Genomic DNA, 19,544 nt, shown 5'->3' on the forward strand with positions numbered 1-19,544 from the left:
AATGTGAAGTCAGCTGGCCTTTGTGGCCAGCAACTAAAGTTTGGAAGCCGGTATTACCGGTCGCGGCGAAGGCGCGGGTTCGGCTGCAATGCATCGATCATTTCGACAAAGTCATCGACGCGAATGATCCGCTCGAACTGAAAGCCGGAACGCTCGTCCTTGGTCCAGATTACATAGGCCTCAATCCGGCCGACAACTGGAAGGCGGATAATAACCCGATCACCACGGTTCAGATCACACCCATCATCGGTCATAAAACCATGAGCAGAAAGATTGCAGATATGGAGTTTGAGATCCCCGCGATCATGGTGCTCGGCAATGACTGGATGGTCCACCGGATGGCGCGTGGCGCGGCGTAAATCGGTTACTGATAATTGTGCTCCGACACCCATGATAGTGCGACCTCCAAAGTTCGAGTACGAAAAACCCTAATGGAGCGGAAAGCCTGATATTTTGTAAAAATTTTTGTCCCAATACGGGACAAAATGTTGTTTTTATTGAGGTTTAGCGCGTTACAATTGCGTGCTTCTTTTTGCCTAGACTCAGTTTTAAGTCTTTGCCTTCAGGGGCTTCCACCAGAAAACCAGGCTCGGTGATTGGTTGATCGTCTAACTTAACGGCGCCCTCAGCAATTTTACGTTTTGCCTCACCATTCGACGCTGTGAAGCCGAGTTCGGTCAGGACGGCACCGATGCGCATTCCTGCCGCACCCACTGAAAGCGTCGGAAGATCATTGCCAGCGCCACCGCCAGCGAAGGTCTCCTGTGCGGTAGCAGCGGCAGAGACCGCTGCATCTCCGCCGCGAACCATTTTGGTCACTTCATTTGCGAGGACGACCTTTGCGTCATTGATCTCGCTGCCCTCAAGCGCCTCCAGCCGCGCAATTTCAACAAGCGGGACATCGGTAAAGATACGCAGGAATTTGCCAACATCGCGGTCATCGGTGTTCCGCCAATATTGCCAGAAGTCGTAAGCGGGCAGTTGATCTTCATTGAGCCATATCGCGCCATCGACCGACTTGCCCATCTTCGCACCATCCGCGCGTGTAATCAAAGGCGCGGTGTAGCCATACACTTCCTTGCCGTCGATCCGGCGGCACAGCTCGATCCCGTTGACGATATTGCCCCACTGATCGCTTCCGCCCAATTGCAAGCGGCAGCCATATTCGCGGTTCAGCACCAGATAATCATAGGCTTGCATGATCATATAGTTGAATTCGATAAAGGTCAGCGGCTGTTCGCGGTCGAGCCGTGTTTTCACCGAATCGAAAGTCAGCATCCGGTTGATGGTGAAGTGCGGCCCGACATCGCGCAGCAGCTCGACATAACCCAGCTTGCTTAGCCAATCATCGTTGTTGATCAACAGCGCGCCGTTTTCGCTATCATCGAAACGCAGGATCTTCTCAAAACTGCCCTTGATGCCTTCGATATTGCTGGCGAGCTTTTCCTCGGTGAGCATCTGGCGGGTTTCGTCTTTGCCGGATGGATCACCGACCTTGGCCGTACCGCCGCCCATAATTACGATCGGGCGATGGCCTGCCTGTTGCAGCCGCTTGAGCAGCATGATCGAAGCAAGGTTGCCGATATGCAGTGAAGGCGCAGTCGGATCGAAACCAACATAGCCCGTCACGACCTCTTTCATTGCCAGCGCATCGAGCGCCCCGGCATCGGTAATCTGGTGCATATGGCCGCGCTCTTGGAGCAGGCGGAGTAGGTCGGATTGGAATTCGCTCATAGTGCCCTTGTCAGTCTATGTCGGCCCCCTAGCAATGATAATTGCGCGCGGTAAGTGGGTTGCAGCACCTTTTATCGTGCGCAATAGGGACGCCATGCATTCGCTCATTCTCCATCCCGATTGCGCAGAGGGGCCGATCACAGCCGTCAGCGCTGATATTGAAGCAACCGAAAGCGGTTGCCGCGCGCGCTTCCGTTTCCGCGGCGATATGGCCAAGATTAAAGTTCCGGTTCATGCGCCAAGCGAGAGGATGGACAATCTCTGGAAAACAACTTGCTTCGAGATTTTCTGGCAGCCGCATGGCGGGAACTACTATCGCGAGTTCAACCTTTCGCCGTCGAGCAGGTGGGCATGCTATGATTTTGACGACTTCCGAGAAAACAGCACCGATGCGCCGGTGCATGCGATTTCGATTGCGAGCTCACACAATGATAGCGAGTTGGTGCTGGAGGCCAGCATCGCCTCGGAACTGCCGGTCCCGGCCGATATTGCTCTCAACGCAATCGTCGAAGATAAGGGTGGCACTATCCAGTTTTGGGCGCTGGCATTCGAAGATGGCAAGCCCGAGTTTCACAGCACCGTCTGCCGCGCAATTACGCTGGATTAGGCCTCTTGTTTGAATGGGCCGTTCAGTTTTACGATCTGCCAGTTGAGTATGCTCGCGAAACTGACCCAGACCAGATAGGGCACGATCATCCAGCTTGCCGCGACCGAATATTGGCGCAGAAAAACGCAGAGCGACAATACGGATAGCCAGAGGAACACAACTTCAAACAAAGCCCAATCGGGCCGTTTGAATTTGAAAAACAGCGGCGACCATAACAGATGGCAGACGAAATTCACCGCATAGAGTGCGCCGATTAGCAGTCGGTCGCTCTGGGTATCAGCTGCAGTCCATGACAGATAGAAAGCCCAGCCTGCCAGACCGAGAATGATCGTCCAAGCCGGTCCAAACAGCCAATCCGGCGGCTGCCAACTCGGCTTATTCAGATCGCGATACCATGCGCCGATCTCTGTCAGCAGCCCGCCCGCACCGCCCAGGATCACGGCCCATGCGATTGCGACGAGAAGCGGCGTTGTTTCCATAGGAACACTATAAAGCAGCGCCGCGCTTCGGCCAGCACAATCGTAGTTCCACAAAACCCGTTGCAATTGCCGCGTCATTGCCGCACCGATTTGGCATGAAATTTGGCCTCGAAAAACTCCTCTCGGACCCGCAACTCCTGAAGCAATTAGACGGTCTGCGTGTGTCGCTCGTCGCGCATCCGGCCAGTGTGACCGAGGATATGACCCATTCGCTCGATGCGCTGATTGCGGCGGGGGTAAACATTACCTCGGCTTTTGGTCCGCAGCACGGGCTAAAAGGCGACAAGCAGGACAATATGGTCGAGACCGAGGACGAGATGGACCCGGTCCACAACATCCCGGTGTTCAGCCTCTATGGTGAGGTTCGCCGTCCAACCGGCCAGATGATGTCCACGGCCGATATTTTCCTGTTCGACCTGCAGGATCTTGGTTGCCGGATTTATACCTTTGTGACGACGCTGCTCTATTTGCTGGAAGAGGCGGCGAAGCACGGCAAGGAAGTCTGGGTATTGGATCGCCCAAATCCTGCCGGGCGTCCGGTTGAGGGCACTTTGCTGATCCCCGGCAATGAGAGCTTTGTTGGCGCAGCACCCATGCCGATGCGGCATGGCCTGACCATGGGCGAAATGGGCCATTGGTTTATCGAACACTTCAACCTCGATGTGGAATATCGCGTGGTCGAGATGGAAGGGTGGGAGCCTGATGGTCCAGGCCATGGCTGGCCGCTCGACCGGATATGGGTCAATCCAAGCCCCAATGCCGCAAGCGTAAACATGGCGCGCGCCTATGCCGGAACAGTGATGATCGAAGGCGCGACATTGAGCGAGGGCAGGGGGACTACCCGCCCCTTGGAAGTGCTGTTTGGCGCGCCCGATATTGATGCCGCCGCCGTCCACACCGAAATGCGCCGCGTCGCCCCGCAATGGCTGGAAGGCTGCATTCTACGCGAATGCTGGTTCGAACCCACATTCCACAAAAATGCCGGCAAGCTGTGCAGCGCGCTGATGATCCACGCCGAGGGTCCGCATTATGATCACGCGAAGTTCAAACCGTGGCGGCTGCAAGCGCTGGCGTTTAAAGCCATCCGCAATCTCTATCCCGATTACGATCTGTGGCGCGGTAAGGACTTCAAATATGAATACACCAATGATGTGCTGGCGATTGATGTGATCAATGGTGGGCCGGGATTGCGGGAATGGGTGGATACCCCCGATAACACGCCCGATGAACTCGATATGGGCACAGTTGTCGATGAATCTCTGTGGCAAGAAGCAACCCGCGACCACGTCCTTTATTGATCATTTGATCCTAAAATTACATAGAATCTCGCAAAAGGGCGGACAAGGGTGACACCGTGTCACTTTCGTGCGAGCGGTAAAGGCATATTAAATTCAGAAACTTACTTAGTTTTCCAGGCAGCGGATGGATAGGAAACCCGCGCTTTTTCTTGGACGCGACAATCTCAAGGAGCACGCGTGGTGGTTAGCGTATTGCAGGCGTGTAGAAAAATGTCTGCTGTTGGGGTGGAAGCGGAAGTCAGATGTAGTCTATTCGCTTTCTCCATCTCGCAAGCTCGGGTCAGGCTTGAGCGCTTCCTCGAAGAAACTCAGAGTTGCGGCCCATGTTCGCGCTTGGGCTTGCGCTTCAATACGGCGCTTGTCGCCCGTATCGAACAAGCGGGTGGGATTATAGCCCGTGCCGCTAATGCCGTGTGCGGCTTCGGGGAGCACTAGCAAAGATGTTTTCAGGCCCGCCTCAGCGCGGCGCTCCGAGACATTCTGCACCATATGGCCAGCGGACCACAAATCGTCCTGTTCGCCACCTACGACCAACACCGCGCCAGTGAAGTTCTCGATCGGAATACGCGCTGCAATCACACGGTCAGGATTGGCCCAGCGTCCTTCATCCATCGGCGCGCGCAAGCGGCCCCGTCCGCCGCGTCCAAATTTTGCTACCTCACGGTACCAATTCTTACTGTAAGGGACGTAAGGCAGCGCCTCGCCCTGCCATGAATAGGATGAGGTTGTGCCCAGCTCGACGCCGTCGCCCCAGCCTTCCCAGACCACATCGGACGGCGAAATGCCGGCGACCGCTTTGACCCAGTCAAACTTTGTTGCGGCGAGCAGCACATACGCGCCATTGCGTGAATAGCCGTAGAGTCCCATCCGGTCCGAATCGACATCGTCGCGCTGAACCAGCCAATTGCGCACCTCCTGAAGCCGATCAATCGGAATATTGACGTAGCTTGTCGGCATGCCCGCAACAGTCGGCTCGCGCGGACCATAGATGATTTCATAAGTTGCGAAGTGGACCACCGCATAGCCTTTGGCGACCAGTTGCGGCATCAGCAATTCGCGATTCTGGCGATTGTCATCAACACCGTCGACAACGATGATGACTGGGTGCTTGCCGGAAGTTGCCGGCGCAGCGAAATAGGAACCGGGCAAGGACGGAATTTCTTCCACGCGGAATGATGGCGCAGCGAAGCGCATCTCGAACGAAGCTGAAGTCACTGCCTCCCCATCGATCAGTGCGGTGATTGTGACCCGGTTATCGGCTTCGACAGTCTCGTCGCCCACTTGCTGCATAGAGCGGAACAGGCCCAGTGCATCTACACCTTCATAGGAACCTGACAGCGCAGCGTTCTTCGCTATATCGATACGGCCTTCTTGATTGCTGCGAAAAACTGCGGAGGATTGATAGCGCCGCACCGGCAAGCCGCGCTGGTAATAGTGTTTAAGCACACGCTCAGCGCGCAGCTCAACCTCGGTGTCTGGCGGCAGATCAAATACTTCAACCGAAATGGGATCGCCAGCAGTGACCACCGATCCATAAGCTAGATCAATCCGCTGAGCAGCAGCGGGGCTAATGTCTGCCATAAGTGTCAAAGCACTTAGGATTGGGATGAAGACGAGACTTTTCATCAAGTGACTGCTCCTGTTTTATGGGTCTGACTGGCCAAGGTATGCGACTGGCTGTTTAGCGCCGCTGGCAGCAGACCGGTGCAAGAATCGGCGAGTAAGCACTAAGGTCGGTGAACAACCGTCCCCTAACCGCCAAGAAGCAGAGAACACTACTGATTGATAACTCAGCAAGGCACCCCGATTTGGATACTTATTGCCGACTCGACTGGCAGTGCGCATAAGTAAGCGCATGAAGATGGGCGCGGGCCTCAAACCAAGCAAACGGATCAGCGAACGCATGTTCGATGCGACCGCGCTTGGACTCTTTTTTGTCGCGTATCTGTGCGTCTTTGCGATTGTGCGGCGCGAAGTGAGCCTTGGCCACCTGATCTTTTCCGCAATGCTCAATGTTCTGTCGCTGGCGATGCTGGTCGCTGTAGTCCGGCCAATCATCCGTCGTTGGCTGATCGGTGCGACTATTGTCCAACAAGTGGTGAGGCACGTGGGTTTGGCCGCGCTTTTCAGCTTTCTATGGCACTGGATTCTGCTGGTTTTGGTCGGTATGCGCGATGGTGGATCGTTAACAGAATTCACGGTTAGTGCCTTCTTCCCCAATCCGGCGCTCGCTTGGCAGTTGCTGCAAGGGGTAACGATATACGCGCTGGTGGCGTCGCTTACCTTTCTGCGTGCGCAGCCCGACGTGGAGGCAATTCTGAACACTGGCGGTGCCCCTTGGCCAGAAGTATCAACCGATGCCGAAACATCGCTCAAACGCTATTTCATTCGGCGCGGCGAAGACATCCAACCGATTGATATTGCTGACATCATTAGCATTATCGGCGCAGACGATTACGCCGAAGTCAACACTACCGAAGGTTCCCATCTCGTTCGCAACACTCTGGCCAAGTTCGAGACCTCGCTTGATCCCGACCAATTTCTGCGTGTGCACCGCTCGCGAATCGTCAACATCCACAAGATCGACCGGGCCGAGTCTGTCGGCGATGGTCGGATGATCCTTCATATGGAGGGCGGCATTCCGATCAAAACCAGCAGAGCGGGCGCCAAGCTATTGCGCAACCGAGTCCTCTGAATTTATCCTGAATTGGATTGATAGCGCACTATGCAATCAAGCCCCCGCCTTCCTACTCAACTCCCGCATCGCGTCATCGAGCCCATCCAGCGTCAGCGGATACATCCGGTCATTGACCAATTGCTTGAGCATCTTGGTGCTTTGCGAATAGTTCCACTGCTTCTCGGGCACGGGGTTTAGCCACACGGTTGCCGGATAGGTATTCGCCACGCGCTGCATCCACACTGCGCCGGCTTCCTCGTTCATATGTTCGACGCTGCCGCCCTGATGGGTGATCTCATAAGGGCTCATGGCCGCATCACCGACGAAGATCACTTTGTAATCATGCCCGTATTTGTGGAGGATATCCCAGGTATTGGTCCGCTCCTGCCAGCGCCGCTTGTTGTCTTTCCATACGCCTTCATACAGGCAGTTATGGAAGTAGAAAAACTCCAGATTTTTGAATTCACTATTCGCCGCGCTGAACAATTCTTCGCACAGCTTGATGAAGGGATCCATCGACCCGCCGACATCGAGGAACAGCAGCAGTTTGACCGCATTATGCCGCTCGGGCCGCATATGGATGTCGAGCCAGCCCTGCTTGGCGGTGCCGTCTATTGTCGCATCCAGATCGAGTTCATCGGCCGACCCCTCACGCGCGAACCGGCGCAGGCGGCGCAGCGCCATCTTGATGTTGCGGGTGCCGAGTTCCTTGGTGTTGTCGAGATTGGCGAATTCACGCTTCTCCCACACCTTGATCGCTTTCTTGTGCTTGCTCTCGCCGCCGATGCGCACGCCTTCGGGGTTAAAGCCCGAATTGCCAAACGGGCTGGTCCCGCCGGTGCCAATCCACTTATTGCCGCCTTCGTGTTTCTTCTCCTGCTCGGCCAGACGCTCTTTCAGCGTCTCCATAATCTTGTCCCAATCGCCGAGTTTTTCGATCTCCGCCATTTCTTCAGGCGTCAAAAATTTCTCGGCGACGGCTTTGAGCCAATCTTCTGGAATATCGACAGCATCCTGCCCGTAATCGGTGAGGATACCTTTGAAGACCTTGTTGAACACCTGATCGAAACGGTCGAGCAGGCCTTCATCTTTCACAAAAGTCGCGCGGCTGAGATAATAGAACGCCTCGGGCGTTTGCTCGATGACATCGCGGTCCAGCGCCTCCAGCAGCGTCAGATGCTCCTTGAAAGAGGCCTGGATACCCGCCGCGCGGAGCTCGTCTATAAAGTCGAAAAACATGGTCCGTCCCTAACGCGCCATTGCAGGCAGCGCTAGATGTGATCGTCTTCCGGTGATCCCGCGCCAATCATTAAAACAAAAGTAACCATATCACCCCTATGGCAGCGTCAACAGATTTTTAGGGGGCTCTGCAGCCAATGAAAAATGCCGTATTTGATGATGCCGATCAGCAGCAATCCATCGATCTGATCCCACGGAGCTGTGGGGAGGTTACGGTCGGGTGCTCCGACGTTGCCGGTATCGTAAAGGCCGTTATCGAAAGTTCGGAGAGGCTGCGCGCAGAGCATGGCGCATTGCAGGGCACTGTGTCCGAACTTGAGGCGGACCAGCAGAAAGTGTCCGAAGCCAGCGACGAAGCCCGCTTGCTGTCCGAGCGCGCAATCGAACGACTGGGGCAAGGCACATCTCTGATCCAGTCCTCACTTGGTCAAATCTCGGGCCTGCTCGAGTTGGTGGAAACGCTTACCCAGCATGTCACAGGCTTCGCAGCGGCCATGGAACAGGTCCGCCGGTGTTCGCAGGACATCGACCAGATTGCCGAGACGACCAACATTCTTGCCCTCAACGCCACCATCGAAGCGATGCGGGCGGGTGATGCCGGCCGGACTTTTGCTGTGGTGGCAAACGAAGTGAAGAGCCTTGCCGGCGACACACGCCGCGCGACGGAAGAGATCAGCCGCACTATCGACACTCTGGGTGGAGAGGCCGAAAGCGTCATCGCGCAAATCGAAAACGGCGCAGAGGCAAGCAAAAATGCCAAAGCCTCTGTAGCACAGATCGAAGACACGATCGGCGGCGTGGCTGAACTGGTCGAGGAAGTCGATCGCCAGAACGATCAGATCGCGCGTGCCACTGGCACGATCAGCGATCACGTTCATCGCGTGCAAGATGTGCTCGCATCATTCGACAGCGCTGCCTTGGCTAATGAAAGCAAGCTTGAGAACGCCCATCACCGGATGGAAGAGTTGGAACTGACCGCGAGCGAAATGTTCGACGGGATCGTAAAAGCGGGCCTCTCGCCCAAAGATAGCGTGGTTGTGGAACGCGCGCAGTCTCTGGCCAAGGAAGTCGCCGAGCGTGCCGAGAAAGCAATCTCAGCCGGCGAGTTGAGCATGGATGCGTTGTTCGATCAGAACTATCAAGAAATCCCGGGCAGCAACCCGCCGCGCTTCAGAACGGAGCTGACCGACTGGGCCGACGAGAACTGGCGGCCTGTACTCGACCGCGTGGCGGGTGAGGGGGCTCCAGTGATCATGTGTTCGCAAGCCGATATGAAGGGCTTTCTTCCTACGCACGTTACTGATGCGTCGCGTCAACCCACTGGTGATCTGGCGCATGATACAAAACACTGCCGCAACGGACGTATTCTATTCGAGACACTCGACCAGAAAGCTAAGCGTAGCAACGCACCCTATATGATGGCCGTCTATCGCCAGGAAGGTGACGGCATGAGCTACAACGTTGTGCGCAACGTCTATGTGCCGCTCTATATCAATGGCCGCCGCTGGGGTGACTTTGAAGTCGCCTATAAATTTGACGACTAAGTCTTTGGCCTGCCAAAAAGCGCAAGCAGCAAAGCAATCAGGCTGGACACCACGCCGAAGCTGACAAGCGCAATGTAGCCGCCGCCCAAACGGGCATCGCGATTAGGGTCCGGCCCGATTTCGATATTACCGGCGAGGGACATCCAGCCCATGCCGAATGCAAAAGCCCATGCGGCAACGAGCCACAATCTGCCGTCCAGATCGCCCCGCAATGTGCGAATGCCGCCGATCAACAAAAATCCGGCGGCCACGAAATCGACGAGCCACCATGGCCACCATTGCCAATCGCCCCAATTTGCGCGCACTTCCAGCGTCGCCAGCAAGACACCGCCAATTACTGCCCAGATTGCCGAGGCGCGCAACATGCTGGTTTAAGTCTGGCGGCGCGACATAAACGCAAGACGTTCGAACAGCATCACATCCTGCTCGTTCTTAAGCAAGGCGCCGTGAAGCGGCGGGATCGCTTTGCTCGGATCTTTGTCCTGCAGCACTTCGAGCGGCATATCTTCGTTGAGAAGCAGTTTGAGCCAATCGAGCAATTCAGAGGTGCTTGGCTTCTTCTTGAGACCCGGTACGTCGCGAATTTCGTAAAACACATCCATTGCTTTGGTCACCAGCATCTTCTGGATACCCGGATGGTGCACTTCTATGATCGCGCGCATCGTGTCGCGATCAGGGAATTTGATATAGTGGAAGAAGCAGCGGCGCAGGAATGCGTCAGGTAGCTCTTTCTCGTTATTCGAGGTGATAACCACAATCGGGCGGTCCTTCGCCTCGATCCGCTCCTGCGTTTCGTACACATCGAAGCTCATCCGGTCGAGTTCCTGCAACAGATCGTTCGGGAATTCGATATCGGCCTTGTCGATCTCGTCAATCAGCAAAACGGGCAGCTCTTTCGAGGTGAACGCCTCCCACAGCTTACCCTTTTTGATGTAATTGCGAATGTCATGAACACGCTCTTCGCCAAGCTGGCCGTCGCGCAAACGCGCAACCGCATCATATTCATACAGGCCCTGCTGCGCTTTGGTGGTGGATTTGACATTCCACTCGATCAGCGGCGCGCCAACGGCTTTGGCGATCTCATGCGCAAGGACGGTTTTACCGGTACCGGGCTCGCCTTTGACAAGCAGCGGGCGGCGTAGTGTTACTGCGGCATCGACCGCGACCTTGAGGTCGTCGGTTGCGATGTAATCCTGAGTGCCATCAAATCGCTTCGGTGCCTGGGTATCTTGGGATTTTGGCATGGGTTTTCCTGTGCAACTGTTCTTTACGTGCGCGTTAAGCGGCGCAAAAGAAAAGGGCAAGGGGGTCAGCGCGCCGGAGCGTGCGATCTTAGTCCGAGAAGGCAAGTATGCGCTGGGCAAGCCCGTCCAGTGCAGCGTTGTCGACATTGGCCTCGGTGTTATTCCAGCTGAGCGACAGCACATGCCATCCGCCAACTTTGTCTTGCAGCAGCCAAGTTAGATTGAGCACGCCGGGCTCCGAGCCGCCTTTATAGCCGACATAGGCCCATTTTTCGGTCACCGGGCCAGGAAGAGCCGGACTGATACCCATAATGTTGCGCGCGGTTGGGTCGGAGAGATCGACAATCCGGCGCAACAGTTTTTGCAAATCCTGCCCGCTCGCAAACCATTCAACCGTGTCGATAGCCGTGGGGCTGGTAAAGCGAGGCGGGGTTACTTTGTCTGGATCGCCGCCCACATCATCCTCGAAATCGGCGAGAATCATGCGCTGGGTAGTTTCGTCCGCTGCAACATATTTGGCGAGATTGCCCGGGCTACCTTTCAGAGCAAACATTTGCAGAGTACTCAGAAATGGTAGTGTGCGGTCGGGATCGGAATGCCCGCTGGCGATCAGTTCGGCTTCAACAGCATCGCGGCCTACTTCGTAGAGCAGCATGTCGGTCGCGGTATTGTCGCTAATGGTGATCATCATTGTCGCGAGGGTCTGCAGAGTGACCGGAGCACCCTTGGGCCAATTTTGCATTCTGCCGCTGGGGAACGACTGGCGGTCGAGTTCAACCACATCGCTCCATTTGCGCTCTCCGGCCTCGATGGATCGCGCGAGCGCCGACAAGATATACAGCTTAAAAGTCGATCCGATTGCATATTGCGTGCCTGCGTTGCGCGCCAGAGCCGGAAATGAGGACTCGTCCAACTTGGAAAAGAGCACGCCGACCTCGCCGGGCAACGCATCCAGATCGGCTTTGATCTTTTCCATCGAGTCATTGAGCGTTTCGACATTGGTAATGCGCAGGCCGTTGATTAAATTAGGTTCTGCCTGCTCTAGGCTGAGCGTAACTGTAACCAGCGCTTTCGCGAAGCGCAGCACAGCGGTACCAGAGGTTGCATCGAGCGGTGTGACACTCTCGACGCCTTGCAGGGCACCATGCTGCGCAATCAACTGCTCCGATATTGCTTTGAATTGTGCAGGAGGAACTGCCGCCAGCATGATCGGCGCGAAGATGTTTTCAGGCTCCTTGGTCCCCTGAATGAGCGCGGCAGTGTCATCGGCCCGCAATTCCAGCGGCGATTGCTCGGCCTTTTGCGCCCACGCTGTGGCCGGGGTGGCTACCGCCGGAATGGAGAGCGCGAGACAGATAGGGGCATAGCTAGTGGCAAGGCGAGAGATCATGATGGGTTCCTTATCCGGGAAATGATGCATGGCGGGGTGAGTGGAATCAAGCGCTTGCGAGCCTATCCAACTCAGCAATCCTGATTGCCAAATCGCGCGCGGCCCGCCGGTTGAGCCACGCGACAAACAGCATGATGCCGCCGCTAAACACCGCCGGACCAGATATTCCGCCCAGAGCGATTACCCATCCAGTCGTGCGGGCAGTAAGCTCTGCCATCGCTGCAAAAACCAAGAACATTCCTGGAATAAACGGACCGATATACCAACGGCCCACAGATGAAATTGCCTTGTGTTGATGCACCATTTGCGCGCGCAGATGGGCCTGACAGCTGATCTCGGGATTGTGCGGCAGCGGCGATCCCACCCGCCGAAGATTCAGCAGGACAACGACAGTGCACGCGATCATCGCAAACCACGATGTGCTGACAAAGTACTCTCCCACGCTGAATGTCAGCCATCCAACCCAACCGAACACCGCGATGACCAAAGCACCGGCAGCGTATTCGACCATATTACGGCGGCGTATCCTCTTCTCGAACATAGTCTGTTTGCTCCTGAATTCGTCGGGCGCGCAAAATCGGGCTTCGGGTGCAAGGGCCGCCCAATCGGGGAGAGGTAGATCAGTCATGAGGGCCTCCTGCGTCTTCGAATGTTTGAAACTCTTTGGTAAGAACATGCTTGATCCGGTGGATCCGGACGTTGATTGCGCTCAGGTTGAGCCCTGTGATCTCGGCAATTGCCTTACCGCTTTGTCCCTCAAGCCAGAGCAAGATGACTTGCGCATCAACTGCGGGGAGCTGCCGGATCAAGGTGTGTACCCGGGCGATTGCGTGGTTTTCTGCGGCTTGTTCTTCGGCGCCACCAACCACTGGTAAGTCTCTAATTTCTTCCAGCGGGACTGCATCGGGACGGCGTATGGCGCTGCCGATGTGACTCGCTGCGACATTATGCGCGACGCGGTACACCCATGTAGACAGCGCGCATTTGCCGTCGAAACGGGCGAAGCTGCGCCACAGCTCGCAGTGAATATCCTGCTCCAGCTCACGCGCCTTTTCTTTATCGCGTTCCATCGCACGGGCCAGCCGGGCAATGGCGGGTGCAAACTCCGCCTCTGCCTGTTTGTAGAGTGTGTCCTGGTCCCCGCTCATATCCCTTTAGTGGACGAGGCCGCGAATTTCTTACAGCATGTGCGAAACTTTTTTGCCCCACCAAGCGAAAACCGATCAAAGACTCTGTAGAAAGCTGCGGATATGCCCACCGAAACCGTCACAATAACCGCTGCTGCCGGACATACTCTTTCCGGTTCACTCGAACTGCCAACCGGGTTGGTACGTGGTGCAGCGCTGTTTGCGCATTGCTTCACCTGCACCAAGCAAAGCAAAGCGGCGATTACGACGGCGAGAGCGCTCGCCTCGCACGGCATTGCAACGCTGCGGTTCGATTTCACCGGATTGGGTGGGAGCGAGGGTGAGTTTGGCCGGGCAGGTTTCGCAACCGATGTGTCCGATCTCGTGGCGGCAGCGCAGAAACTGCTCGATCGGTTTGGACCGAAAATACTGTTGGTTGGCCACAGCCTTGGTGGTGCAGCGGTATTGGCGGCAGCGGACGATCTAGGCTTTGAGCATGTTGCCGGAATAGCGACCATCGGCGCGCCGTCCGATGTGCCGCATGCGCTGGAACGGATCGACGGCGATATCGAAGCAATCAAGGCGCAAGGGCACGGCGAAGTCACCATTGGCGGCCGCCCGTTCTCGCTCAGCAATGCATTTATTGCGCGGACCGAGGAGGCAAATCTACTCGGCGAGGTCGCACGTCTACGCGCGCCGATCCTGATCATGCATTCGCCGACCGATGCGATTGTCGGGATCGAACATGCCGGCAAGCTGTTCGCGGCGGCCAAGCATCCGAAGAGCTTTGTAAGCCTCGACGGCGCGGATCACCTGTTACTGAAGGAGGAGGATGCGCAGTTTGCTGCCGCGATGATCGCAAGTTGGGCGGATCGCTATCTGCCGAAACGCGGGAACAATCTTGCACCGGAGGACGGGGTAATCGTCCGGACTGGTCACGGTAAGTTCGGGACAGAGGTGCACACCGCCGGCCATAGTTTTGTCGCCGATGAACCCACATCATATGGCGGCAACAATACAGGCCCAACGCCTTACGACTTGCTACTCGCCGCACTCGGCACCTGCACCGCGATGACCATGAAAATGTACGCCGACCGAAAAGGCATGGCCTTTGAAGGCACGACCATCCACGTCACGCACGAACGCAATCACGAGGAGGATATTGGGCACGAAATGGAAGAGGATGGGATGGAGGTGCAAGCTCTACACCGGGCCATCGAAATCCATGGCGATTTGAACGATGAAGAGCGAGCGAAGCTAATCGCTATCGCTGACAAATGCCCGGTGCATAAGACGCTGGAAGGGCATTTGCATGTTCATACGGAGCAGACTGGCTAGATCCTAGGCAATGTCGCCAATAACACTAACGCGAAAACTGTTACCAGCATTGTGACTGTCGCGATCCGCCAGCCCAGACCGGCTTCCGACATACCTCGCTCCCACGTAAGAAATCCTATCACGACGGAAATCAGGCCTGCAACTGCAATCGTGAACAACCCGTTGAAGCCGAGCAATATGAAATAGATAGCAGGCATTGCGATGACCTGCAGGATCAGAGCACCAGCGAACCATGCTATCGGGATGGGACGATAGGATGCGTCGGAAATATACCAATCGGGCAGCGATGAATCTGGCCGGGAAATCCGGCGATCTCCGGCCATAATATCTTCGGTCCGAGGGTCCGGATAATCTTCCTTGTCACGCATCAATCATATCCCGATCCACTTCACCCGCACGGTTCTGGATAAAGTTGAAGCGGTGCTCCGGGTTGCGGCCCATCAGTTGGTCGACCAGTTCTTTCACCGCTGCGCGGTCTTCGAATTCGGGCGGCAATGTGATGCGGATCAGGCCGCGTGTTTCAGGGCTCATCGTGGTTTCGCGAAGCTGGGCGGGGTTCATCTCACCGAGACCTTTGAACCGGCCGACTTCTACTTTTTTGCCTTTGAACACTGTTTCTTCAAGCTCCGCGCGGTGCGCATCGTCGCGGGCGTAGCGGCTCTCTTTGCCAGCGGTCAGGCGGTAGAGGGGGGGCTGCGCAAGGAACAAATGCCCTTTGCGCACAACGTCGGGCATTTCCTGAAAGAAGAATGTCATCAGCAATGTCGCGATGTGGGCGCCATCGACATCGGCATCGGTCATGATGATAATCCGGTCGTAACGCAGGTTTTCCGCGTCACAATCCTTCCGCGTACCGCAGCCCATGGCGAGCGCCAAATCGGCGATTTCGGAATTGGCGTTGATCTTTTCGACCGTGGCGCTGGCAACATTCAGGATCTTCCCCCGGATCGGGAGGATCGCCTGAGTCTTGCGGTTGCGGGCCTGCTTGGCACTGCCGCCCGCGGAATCGCCTTCGACGATAAACAGTTCGGTTTCGCCGTCACCTTCACCCGAGCAATCAGTCAGCTTGCCGGGCAGGCGGAGTTTCTTGGCATTGGTGGCCGTTTTGCGTTTGACCTCGCGTTCTTGCTTGCGGCGAAGGCGCTCATCCATCCGCTCCATCACTTCGCCAAGCAGCGCTTTGCCGCGATCCATATTGTCGGTCAGGAAGTGATCGAAGTGATCGCGCACCGCATTCTCGACCAAGCGCGCGGCCTCGGGCGAGGTCAGCCGGTCTTTCGTTTGCGACTGGAACTGCGGATCGCGGATAAAGACGGACAGCATAACCTCTCCGCCGGTCATCACATCGTCAGCGGATATATCTTTTGCCTTTTTGGTGCCGGTTAGCTCACCAAATGCCCGCAGGCCCTTGGTCAGCGCCGCGCGCAGGCCTTGTTCGTGCGTACCGCCATCGGGAGTGGGCACGGTGTTACAATACCAACTGGTCGAGCCATCCGAATAGAGCGGCCAGGCGCAGGCCCATTCGACCCGGCCTTGCGAAGTGCCGCTATCATCCTCGGGAAATTCCTGCGTTCCGGCAAAAGGTTCTGCCGTGACGCATTCGCGCGTTCCGATCTGCTCTGCCAAGTGGTCGGCCAGACCGCCTGGAAATTTGAACGTCGCTTCCGTTGGAACGTCTTCGGAGGACAGGCTCTCAACACATTTCCAGCGGATCTCCACACCAGCGAACAGATAGGCTTTCGAACGGGCTAGTTTGAACAGTCGGTGCGGCTTGAACTGCCGGTCGCCGAATATTTCGGTGTCGGGCGTAAAACTGACGGTCGTACCCCGGCGGTTGGGGGTGGGGCCGAGCTCTTCAATCGGACCCAATGCCTCCCCCTTGGAAAAGCTCTGCGCATAAAGCGTTTTATCACGTGCAACCTCGACTCGCGTATCGCTGCTCAGCGCGTTGACTACGCTGACGCCAACGCCGTGAAGACCGCCGCTGGTGGCATAGGCCTTGCCGGAAAACTTGCCGCCGGAATGCAGCGTCGAAAGGATAACCTCAAGCGTTGATTTACCGGGAAACTTTGGATGCTCGTCAACCGGAATACCTCGGCCGTTGTCGGCGATGCTGAGCCGGTTGCCTTCTTCTAGCGAGACCTCGATGCGCGTAGCATGACCCGCAACCGCCTCGTCCATGGCATTGTCGAGAACTTCAGCGGCAAGGTGATGCAGCGCGCGGTCATCGGTGCCGCCGATATACATGCCCGGCCGGCGGCGAACGGGCTCAAGCCCTTCGAGTACCTCGATTGAGGAGGAATCGTAATCGCCGCTGGAAGCTGGCGTACCTTCAAAAAGATCGTCTGACATGCATGTGCTATAAGCCCGCGATTCACGCGCTTACAAGCAATTGTATGATCTTATCATCAGGCCCAAAAAAGCGCTTAAAACTTCGATGGAGCGGGGGAGACGATAATCACCTTGCCATCGCGCACTTCGCGGACTTCCATCGCGCGTTCGATCAACCCGCTACGCTGGAACCGGAATACCCCGTCGAGCCCAAGGAAGCCGTCTTCGTTACGCAGGCGGGAGATCGGGAATGTCCGCCCGACGCGCCAATCCTGCGCCACGCGCAACGTCAGCAATACACTGTCATAGCCAAGCGTCGATATGCGATATGGCTGCCCGCCAAAACGGCCTTTGTAACTGTCCGCAAACCGTTTGAAGCGGGAGTCCGACACGGCAGAGAACCAGGTACCCTGAAGCGCAGATGCGCGGGTTATCGATGACTCGCCGCTAAGCAATTCGGTGCCAAGAATACGCGTTGCGCTGTTGGCGGACGGGCGTAGTTCACCGGCAGCCAGAGCAACCAGGCGCGCACCGTCGGCAATCAACACGGTATCGAAGCCGCCACGTTGACGCAGCCGCTGTGCAGCGCTGACAATCGATGTGTTACCGCGCGCAAAGCTCTCGGTCGCGACCAATGATCCGCCACCAGCCCTAATCGCAGCTGACAACGATTCCTCGGCCCGCTTCCCATATTCACCGTTCGGAATGATTGCGGCAAAGTTGCGCGCGCCGTTCTGCCTGGCATAGCCGACAGTGCGGGAGATCGACTGACTGGGGATATGCCCCATGACAAACACATCGGGGCCGGCAACAGTCGTGTCGTTGGAATAGGAAATCAGCGGAATATCTGCCGGACGAGCCTCTGCCAGCACCTGAGGCACATTATTGGCGGTCAACGGACCGAGGATCAGCTTGTTACCATCGGCGACAGCCTTTCGGGCAGCTTCACGGGCACCTTTCGCGGTGTCGTAAGTCGTGATCCGCAGATTGCTCGCATTGGTGTCCAGCAATGCCATGGTTGTCGCATTCGCAATCGAGTTGCCAACTGCGCCGTTGTCGCCTGACAGCGGTACCAGCAATGCAATCCGGTGTCTCGTATCGTCGGTCGGCAACCCGGTCACCGTTGGCGCAGGTGTCGGGCCGGTTGTAGGAGCCGGCGCGGTGGTGGACGGCGCTTTGGGTACCAATTGGCAGCCCGCGAGCACAGCGGTCGCGAAGATAACGACCAGTTTGCGCCGATCGATTGCAAAACGGTTCAATTTGATGCGGTTCATCCTTGCGATCCCTATTCCCGTGGTCAATGAGGGGCCTGTGCCCGATTCAACCACCCAGACTTCTTCCGAAGAGCCCCCTGCAGAGCCCCTTTCTCCGGGTCTCTATATCGTGGCCACGCCGATTGGCAATCTTGGCGATATAACAATGCGGTCGGTTGATGTGCTGCACCGCTGTGATGGCGTGGCCTGCGAGGATACGCGCGTAACCGGCAAATTGCTCAAACATCTGGGAATCAGCAAGCCGCTATGGCGTTACAACGACCATAGCGAGGAACGTGATCGGGCAAGGTTGGTGCAGTCGATGAAGGACCGCGCCGTGGTGCTCGTGAGCGATGCGGGCACGCCGCTGATTTCAGATCCAGGCTATCGATTGGTTCAGGATGCGCGCGCTGCCGGAGTATCGATAACGAGCCTGCCCGGAGCCTGTGCCGCAGTTGTTGGCCTGACCTTGTCAGGACTGCCAAATGACAAGTTCTTGTTCGCAGGCTTTCTACCGAGCAAAGAACAAGCGCGGGTCCGGGCATTGGACAATGTTGCAACCATCGATGCTACGCTTGTATTCTATGAAACCGGGCCGCGTCTTACGAAATCGCTCCAGTCGATTGCGGCAATGTTGCCGAGGCGAACCGTGTCCGTGGCGCGGGAACTCACCAAGATGTTCGAAGAATGCCGTACCGATGCTCCAGAAGCTCTGATCGCACATTACACGCAGAACCCTCCGAAAGGAGAGATAGTGCTGATGGTTGGTCCACCTGCCGATTACGTAGCGAGTGCAGGCGAAGTCGATGAACTTTTGCGCGAGGCGCTCAATACCGAGAAAGCGTCGCAAGCAGCCGGCAAGGTCGCAAAGGCAACGGGTCTCGACCGCAAGACGCTCTATGCCCGCGCGATGGAACTGCGCAGCGAATGAAGCGGCAGATTGCCGAGAAAAGCGGGCGCGACGGTGAGCGGCGCGCAGCAATCTGGCTAAAGCTCAAAGGCTGGTTGATCCTCGGGCAACGGGTCAAAACACCGCTCGGCGAGATTGATCTTATCGCCAAACGCGGCGGCATCGTCGCGTTCATCGAAGTGAAGTGGCGCAAACAAAAGGCTGATTTGGATCACGCTATTGACGAGCACCGTTTGCAGCGCGTCGCAGCGGCGGTTGAATGCGTGGCGCATGATTATGCGAAAGACGGCGAAGACATCCGCGTTGACGTTATGCTCCTTGCACCCGGAGCATTCCCTCGCCACATCGTCAATGCGTGGCAGCCTTAGGCCTG

General features: G+C 56.6%; 20 protein-coding genes. 7 read left to right on the forward strand and 13 right to left on the reverse strand.

What is annotated here, in order from left to right; all coding sequences use genetic code 11:
• Positions 1-53 precede the first annotated feature (53 nt).
• Together GRI35_RS09235 and tyrS are read right to left on the reverse strand one after the other, a co-directional pair.
• Positions 54-392: a PilZ domain-containing protein gene (locus tag GRI35_RS09235; RefSeq protein WP_160613890.1), complete on the reverse strand. Its 339-nt coding sequence runs from the start codon at positions 390-392 to the stop codon at positions 54-56.
• Positions 393-504: 112 nt separating this feature from the next.
• Positions 505-1,734: a tyrosine--tRNA ligase gene (gene tyrS, locus GRI35_RS09240; protein WP_160613891.1), complete on the reverse strand. Its 1,230-nt coding sequence runs from the start codon at positions 1,732-1,734 to the stop codon at positions 505-507.
• Positions 1,735-1,828: 94 nt separating this feature from the next.
• On the opposite strand from tyrS, the gene GRI35_RS09245 reads away from it, so the two are divergent.
• Positions 1,829-2,341, forward strand: a complete 513-nt coding sequence (locus GRI35_RS09245; RefSeq protein WP_160613892.1) for a DOMON domain-containing protein — start codon at positions 1,829-1,831, stop codon at positions 2,339-2,341.
• Here GRI35_RS09245 and GRI35_RS09250 read toward each other — a convergent pair.
• Complete coding sequence (locus tag GRI35_RS09250; RefSeq protein ID WP_160613893.1) at positions 2,338-2,820, reverse strand: TspO/MBR family protein; 483 nt, start codon at positions 2,818-2,820, stop codon at positions 2,338-2,340. The genes GRI35_RS09245 and GRI35_RS09250 overlap by 4 nt on opposite strands.
• A gap of 95 nt (positions 2,821-2,915) precedes the next feature.
• Between GRI35_RS09250 and GRI35_RS09255 the strand changes: the two genes are divergently transcribed.
• The gene (locus GRI35_RS09255; RefSeq protein ID WP_160613894.1) at positions 2,916-4,118 is read left to right on the forward strand and encodes an exo-beta-N-acetylmuramidase NamZ family protein; all 1,203 of its coding nucleotides are present in this window, start codon (positions 2,916-2,918) and stop codon (positions 4,116-4,118) included.
• A gap of 249 nt (positions 4,119-4,367) precedes the next feature.
• On the opposite strand, the gene GRI35_RS09260 is transcribed toward GRI35_RS09255, so the two are convergent.
• Positions 4,368-5,744, reverse strand: a complete 1,377-nt coding sequence (locus GRI35_RS09260) for an acyl-CoA thioesterase/BAAT N-terminal domain-containing protein (RefSeq protein WP_160613895.1) — start codon at positions 5,742-5,744, stop codon at positions 4,368-4,370.
• Between the two features lie 229 nt (positions 5,745-5,973).
• On the opposite strand from GRI35_RS09260, the gene GRI35_RS09265 reads away from it, so the two are divergent.
• Positions 5,974-6,813, forward strand: a complete 840-nt coding sequence (locus tag GRI35_RS09265; protein ID WP_160613896.1) for a LytTR family DNA-binding domain-containing protein — start codon at positions 5,974-5,976, stop codon at positions 6,811-6,813.
• A gap of 36 nt (positions 6,814-6,849) precedes the next feature.
• On the opposite strand, the gene GRI35_RS09270 is transcribed toward GRI35_RS09265, so the two are convergent.
• Complete coding sequence (locus GRI35_RS09270; RefSeq protein WP_160613897.1) at positions 6,850-8,034, reverse strand: vWA domain-containing protein; 1,185 nt, start codon at positions 8,032-8,034, stop codon at positions 6,850-6,852.
• A gap of 137 nt (positions 8,035-8,171) precedes the next feature.
• Between GRI35_RS09270 and GRI35_RS09275 the strand changes: the two genes are divergently transcribed.
• Positions 8,172-9,578 carry a methyl-accepting chemotaxis protein gene (locus tag GRI35_RS09275; RefSeq protein WP_160613898.1) on the forward strand — a complete coding sequence of 469 codons (1,407 nt, stop codon included), beginning with the start codon at positions 8,172-8,174 and terminating at the stop codon, positions 9,576-9,578.
• Here the strand turns inward: GRI35_RS09275 and GRI35_RS09280 are convergent.
• The 5 genes from GRI35_RS09280 to GRI35_RS09300 form a co-directional block, all read right to left on the reverse strand.
• Positions 9,575-9,943: a hypothetical protein gene (locus GRI35_RS09280; RefSeq protein WP_160613899.1), complete on the reverse strand. Its 369-nt coding sequence runs from the start codon at positions 9,941-9,943 to the stop codon at positions 9,575-9,577. The genes GRI35_RS09275 and GRI35_RS09280 overlap by 4 nt on opposite strands.
• Before the next feature lie 6 nt (positions 9,944-9,949).
• Positions 9,950-10,822, reverse strand: a complete 873-nt coding sequence (locus tag GRI35_RS09285) for an AAA family ATPase (protein ID WP_160613900.1) — start codon at positions 10,820-10,822, stop codon at positions 9,950-9,952.
• 88 nt (positions 10,823-10,910) lie between these two features.
• Positions 10,911-12,212 carry a serine hydrolase gene (locus GRI35_RS09290; protein ID WP_160613901.1) on the reverse strand — a complete coding sequence of 434 codons (1,302 nt, stop codon included), beginning with the start codon at positions 12,210-12,212 and terminating at the stop codon, positions 10,911-10,913.
• Between the two features lie 46 nt (positions 12,213-12,258).
• A complete protein-coding gene (locus GRI35_RS09295) occupies positions 12,259-12,840 on the reverse strand; it encodes a hypothetical protein (RefSeq protein WP_160613902.1) in 582 nt (193 codons plus the stop codon).
• The gene (locus GRI35_RS09300; protein WP_160613903.1) at positions 12,833-13,360 is read right to left on the reverse strand and encodes an RNA polymerase sigma factor; all 528 of its coding nucleotides are present in this window, start codon (positions 13,358-13,360) and stop codon (positions 12,833-12,835) included. The genes GRI35_RS09295 and GRI35_RS09300 overlap by 8 nt, the downstream gene beginning before the upstream one ends.
• A gap of 102 nt (positions 13,361-13,462) precedes the next feature.
• Between GRI35_RS09300 and GRI35_RS09305 the strand changes: the two genes are divergently transcribed.
• Entirely contained in the window at positions 13,463-14,677 is a 1,215-nt protein-coding gene (locus GRI35_RS09305; protein WP_160613904.1) for a bifunctional alpha/beta hydrolase/OsmC family protein, read from the forward strand.
• Here the strand turns inward: GRI35_RS09305 and GRI35_RS09310 are convergent.
• The 3 genes from GRI35_RS09310 to GRI35_RS09320 form a co-directional block, all read right to left on the reverse strand.
• On the reverse strand, positions 14,674-15,045 hold the full coding sequence (locus GRI35_RS09310) for a hypothetical protein (RefSeq protein ID WP_160613905.1): 372 nt from the start codon (positions 15,043-15,045) through the stop codon (positions 14,674-14,676). The two genes, GRI35_RS09305 and GRI35_RS09310, sit on opposite strands and share 4 nt — an antisense overlap.
• On the reverse strand, positions 15,038-17,029 hold the full coding sequence (parE, locus tag GRI35_RS09315; RefSeq protein ID WP_160613906.1) for a DNA topoisomerase IV subunit B: 1,992 nt from the start codon (positions 17,027-17,029) through the stop codon (positions 15,038-15,040). The genes GRI35_RS09310 and parE overlap by 8 nt, the downstream gene beginning before the upstream one ends.
• 74 nt (positions 17,030-17,103) lie before the next feature.
• A complete protein-coding gene (locus tag GRI35_RS09320) occupies positions 17,104-18,282 on the reverse strand; it encodes a penicillin-binding protein activator (RefSeq protein WP_160613907.1) in 1,179 nt (392 codons plus the stop codon).
• On the opposite strand from GRI35_RS09320, the gene rsmI reads away from it, so the two are divergent.
• Both rsmI and GRI35_RS09330 read left to right on the forward strand, forming a co-directional pair.
• The gene (gene rsmI, locus GRI35_RS09325) at positions 18,272-19,192 is read left to right on the forward strand and encodes a 16S rRNA (cytidine(1402)-2'-O)-methyltransferase (RefSeq protein WP_160613908.1); all 921 of its coding nucleotides are present in this window, start codon (positions 18,272-18,274) and stop codon (positions 19,190-19,192) included. The two genes, GRI35_RS09320 and rsmI, sit on opposite strands and share 11 nt — an antisense overlap.
• Positions 19,189-19,539 carry a YraN family protein gene (locus GRI35_RS09330; protein ID WP_160613909.1) on the forward strand — a complete coding sequence of 117 codons (351 nt, stop codon included), beginning with the start codon at positions 19,189-19,191 and terminating at the stop codon, positions 19,537-19,539. The genes rsmI and GRI35_RS09330 overlap by 4 nt, the downstream gene beginning before the upstream one ends.
• The last annotated feature ends 5 nt before the right edge of the window (positions 19,540-19,544 follow it).

It is taken from the genome of Pontixanthobacter aestiaquae, assembly GCF_009827455.1.
In the GTDB taxonomy this organism is placed as follows: Bacteria; Pseudomonadota; Alphaproteobacteria; order Sphingomonadales; family Sphingomonadaceae; genus Pontixanthobacter; species Pontixanthobacter aestiaquae.

Excerpts from the sequence above, each read along its gene's own strand:
- GRI35_RS09265 (WP_160613896.1), top strand. The coding sequence starts at position 5,974 with ATGAAGATGGGCGCGGGCCTCAAACCAAGCAAACGGATCAGCGAACGC.
- GRI35_RS09305 (WP_160613904.1), top strand. The coding sequence starts at position 13,463 with ATGCCCACCGAAACCGTCACAATAACCGCTGCTGCCGGACATACTCTT.
- GRI35_RS09235 (WP_160613890.1), bottom strand. The coding sequence starts at position 392 with ATGGGTGTCGGAGCACAATTATCAGTAACCGATTTACGCCGCGCCACG.
- GRI35_RS09310 (WP_160613905.1), bottom strand. The coding sequence starts at position 15,045 with ATGCGTGACAAGGAAGATTATCCGGACCCTCGGACCGAAGATATTATG.
- GRI35_RS09245 (WP_160613892.1), top strand. The coding sequence starts at position 1,829 with ATGCATTCGCTCATTCTCCATCCCGATTGCGCAGAGGGGCCGATCACA.
- GRI35_RS09260 (WP_160613895.1), bottom strand. The coding sequence starts at position 5,744 with ATGAAAAGTCTCGTCTTCATCCCAATCCTAAGTGCTTTGACACTTATG.
- GRI35_RS09255 (WP_160613894.1), top strand. The coding sequence starts at position 2,916 with ATGAAATTTGGCCTCGAAAAACTCCTCTCGGACCCGCAACTCCTGAAG.
- GRI35_RS09285 (WP_160613900.1), bottom strand. The coding sequence starts at position 10,822 with ATGCCAAAATCCCAAGATACCCAGGCACCGAAGCGATTTGATGGCACT.
- GRI35_RS09320 (WP_160613907.1), bottom strand. The coding sequence starts at position 18,282 with ATGAACCGCATCAAATTGAACCGTTTTGCAATCGATCGGCGCAAACTG.
- GRI35_RS09270 (WP_160613897.1), bottom strand. The coding sequence starts at position 8,034 with ATGTTTTTCGACTTTATAGACGAGCTCCGCGCGGCGGGTATCCAGGCC.
- rsmI (WP_160613908.1), top strand. The coding sequence starts at position 18,272 with ATGCGGTTCATCCTTGCGATCCCTATTCCCGTGGTCAATGAGGGGCCT.
- GRI35_RS09280 (WP_160613899.1), bottom strand. The coding sequence starts at position 9,943 with ATGTTGCGCGCCTCGGCAATCTGGGCAGTAATTGGCGGTGTCTTGCTG.
- GRI35_RS09300 (WP_160613903.1), bottom strand. The coding sequence starts at position 13,360 with ATGAGCGGGGACCAGGACACACTCTACAAACAGGCAGAGGCGGAGTTT.
- parE (WP_160613906.1), bottom strand. The coding sequence starts at position 17,029 with ATGTCAGACGATCTTTTTGAAGGTACGCCAGCTTCCAGCGGCGATTAC.
- GRI35_RS09295 (WP_160613902.1), bottom strand. The coding sequence starts at position 12,840 with ATGACTGATCTACCTCTCCCCGATTGGGCGGCCCTTGCACCCGAAGCC.
- tyrS (WP_160613891.1), bottom strand. The coding sequence starts at position 1,734 with ATGAGCGAATTCCAATCCGACCTACTCCGCCTGCTCCAAGAGCGCGGC.
- GRI35_RS09330 (WP_160613909.1), top strand. The coding sequence starts at position 19,189 with ATGAAGCGGCAGATTGCCGAGAAAAGCGGGCGCGACGGTGAGCGGCGC.
- GRI35_RS09275 (WP_160613898.1), top strand. The coding sequence starts at position 8,172 with ATGAAAAATGCCGTATTTGATGATGCCGATCAGCAGCAATCCATCGAT.
- GRI35_RS09250 (WP_160613893.1), bottom strand. The coding sequence starts at position 2,820 with ATGGAAACAACGCCGCTTCTCGTCGCAATCGCATGGGCCGTGATCCTG.
- GRI35_RS09290 (WP_160613901.1), bottom strand. The coding sequence starts at position 12,212 with ATGATCTCTCGCCTTGCCACTAGCTATGCCCCTATCTGTCTCGCGCTC.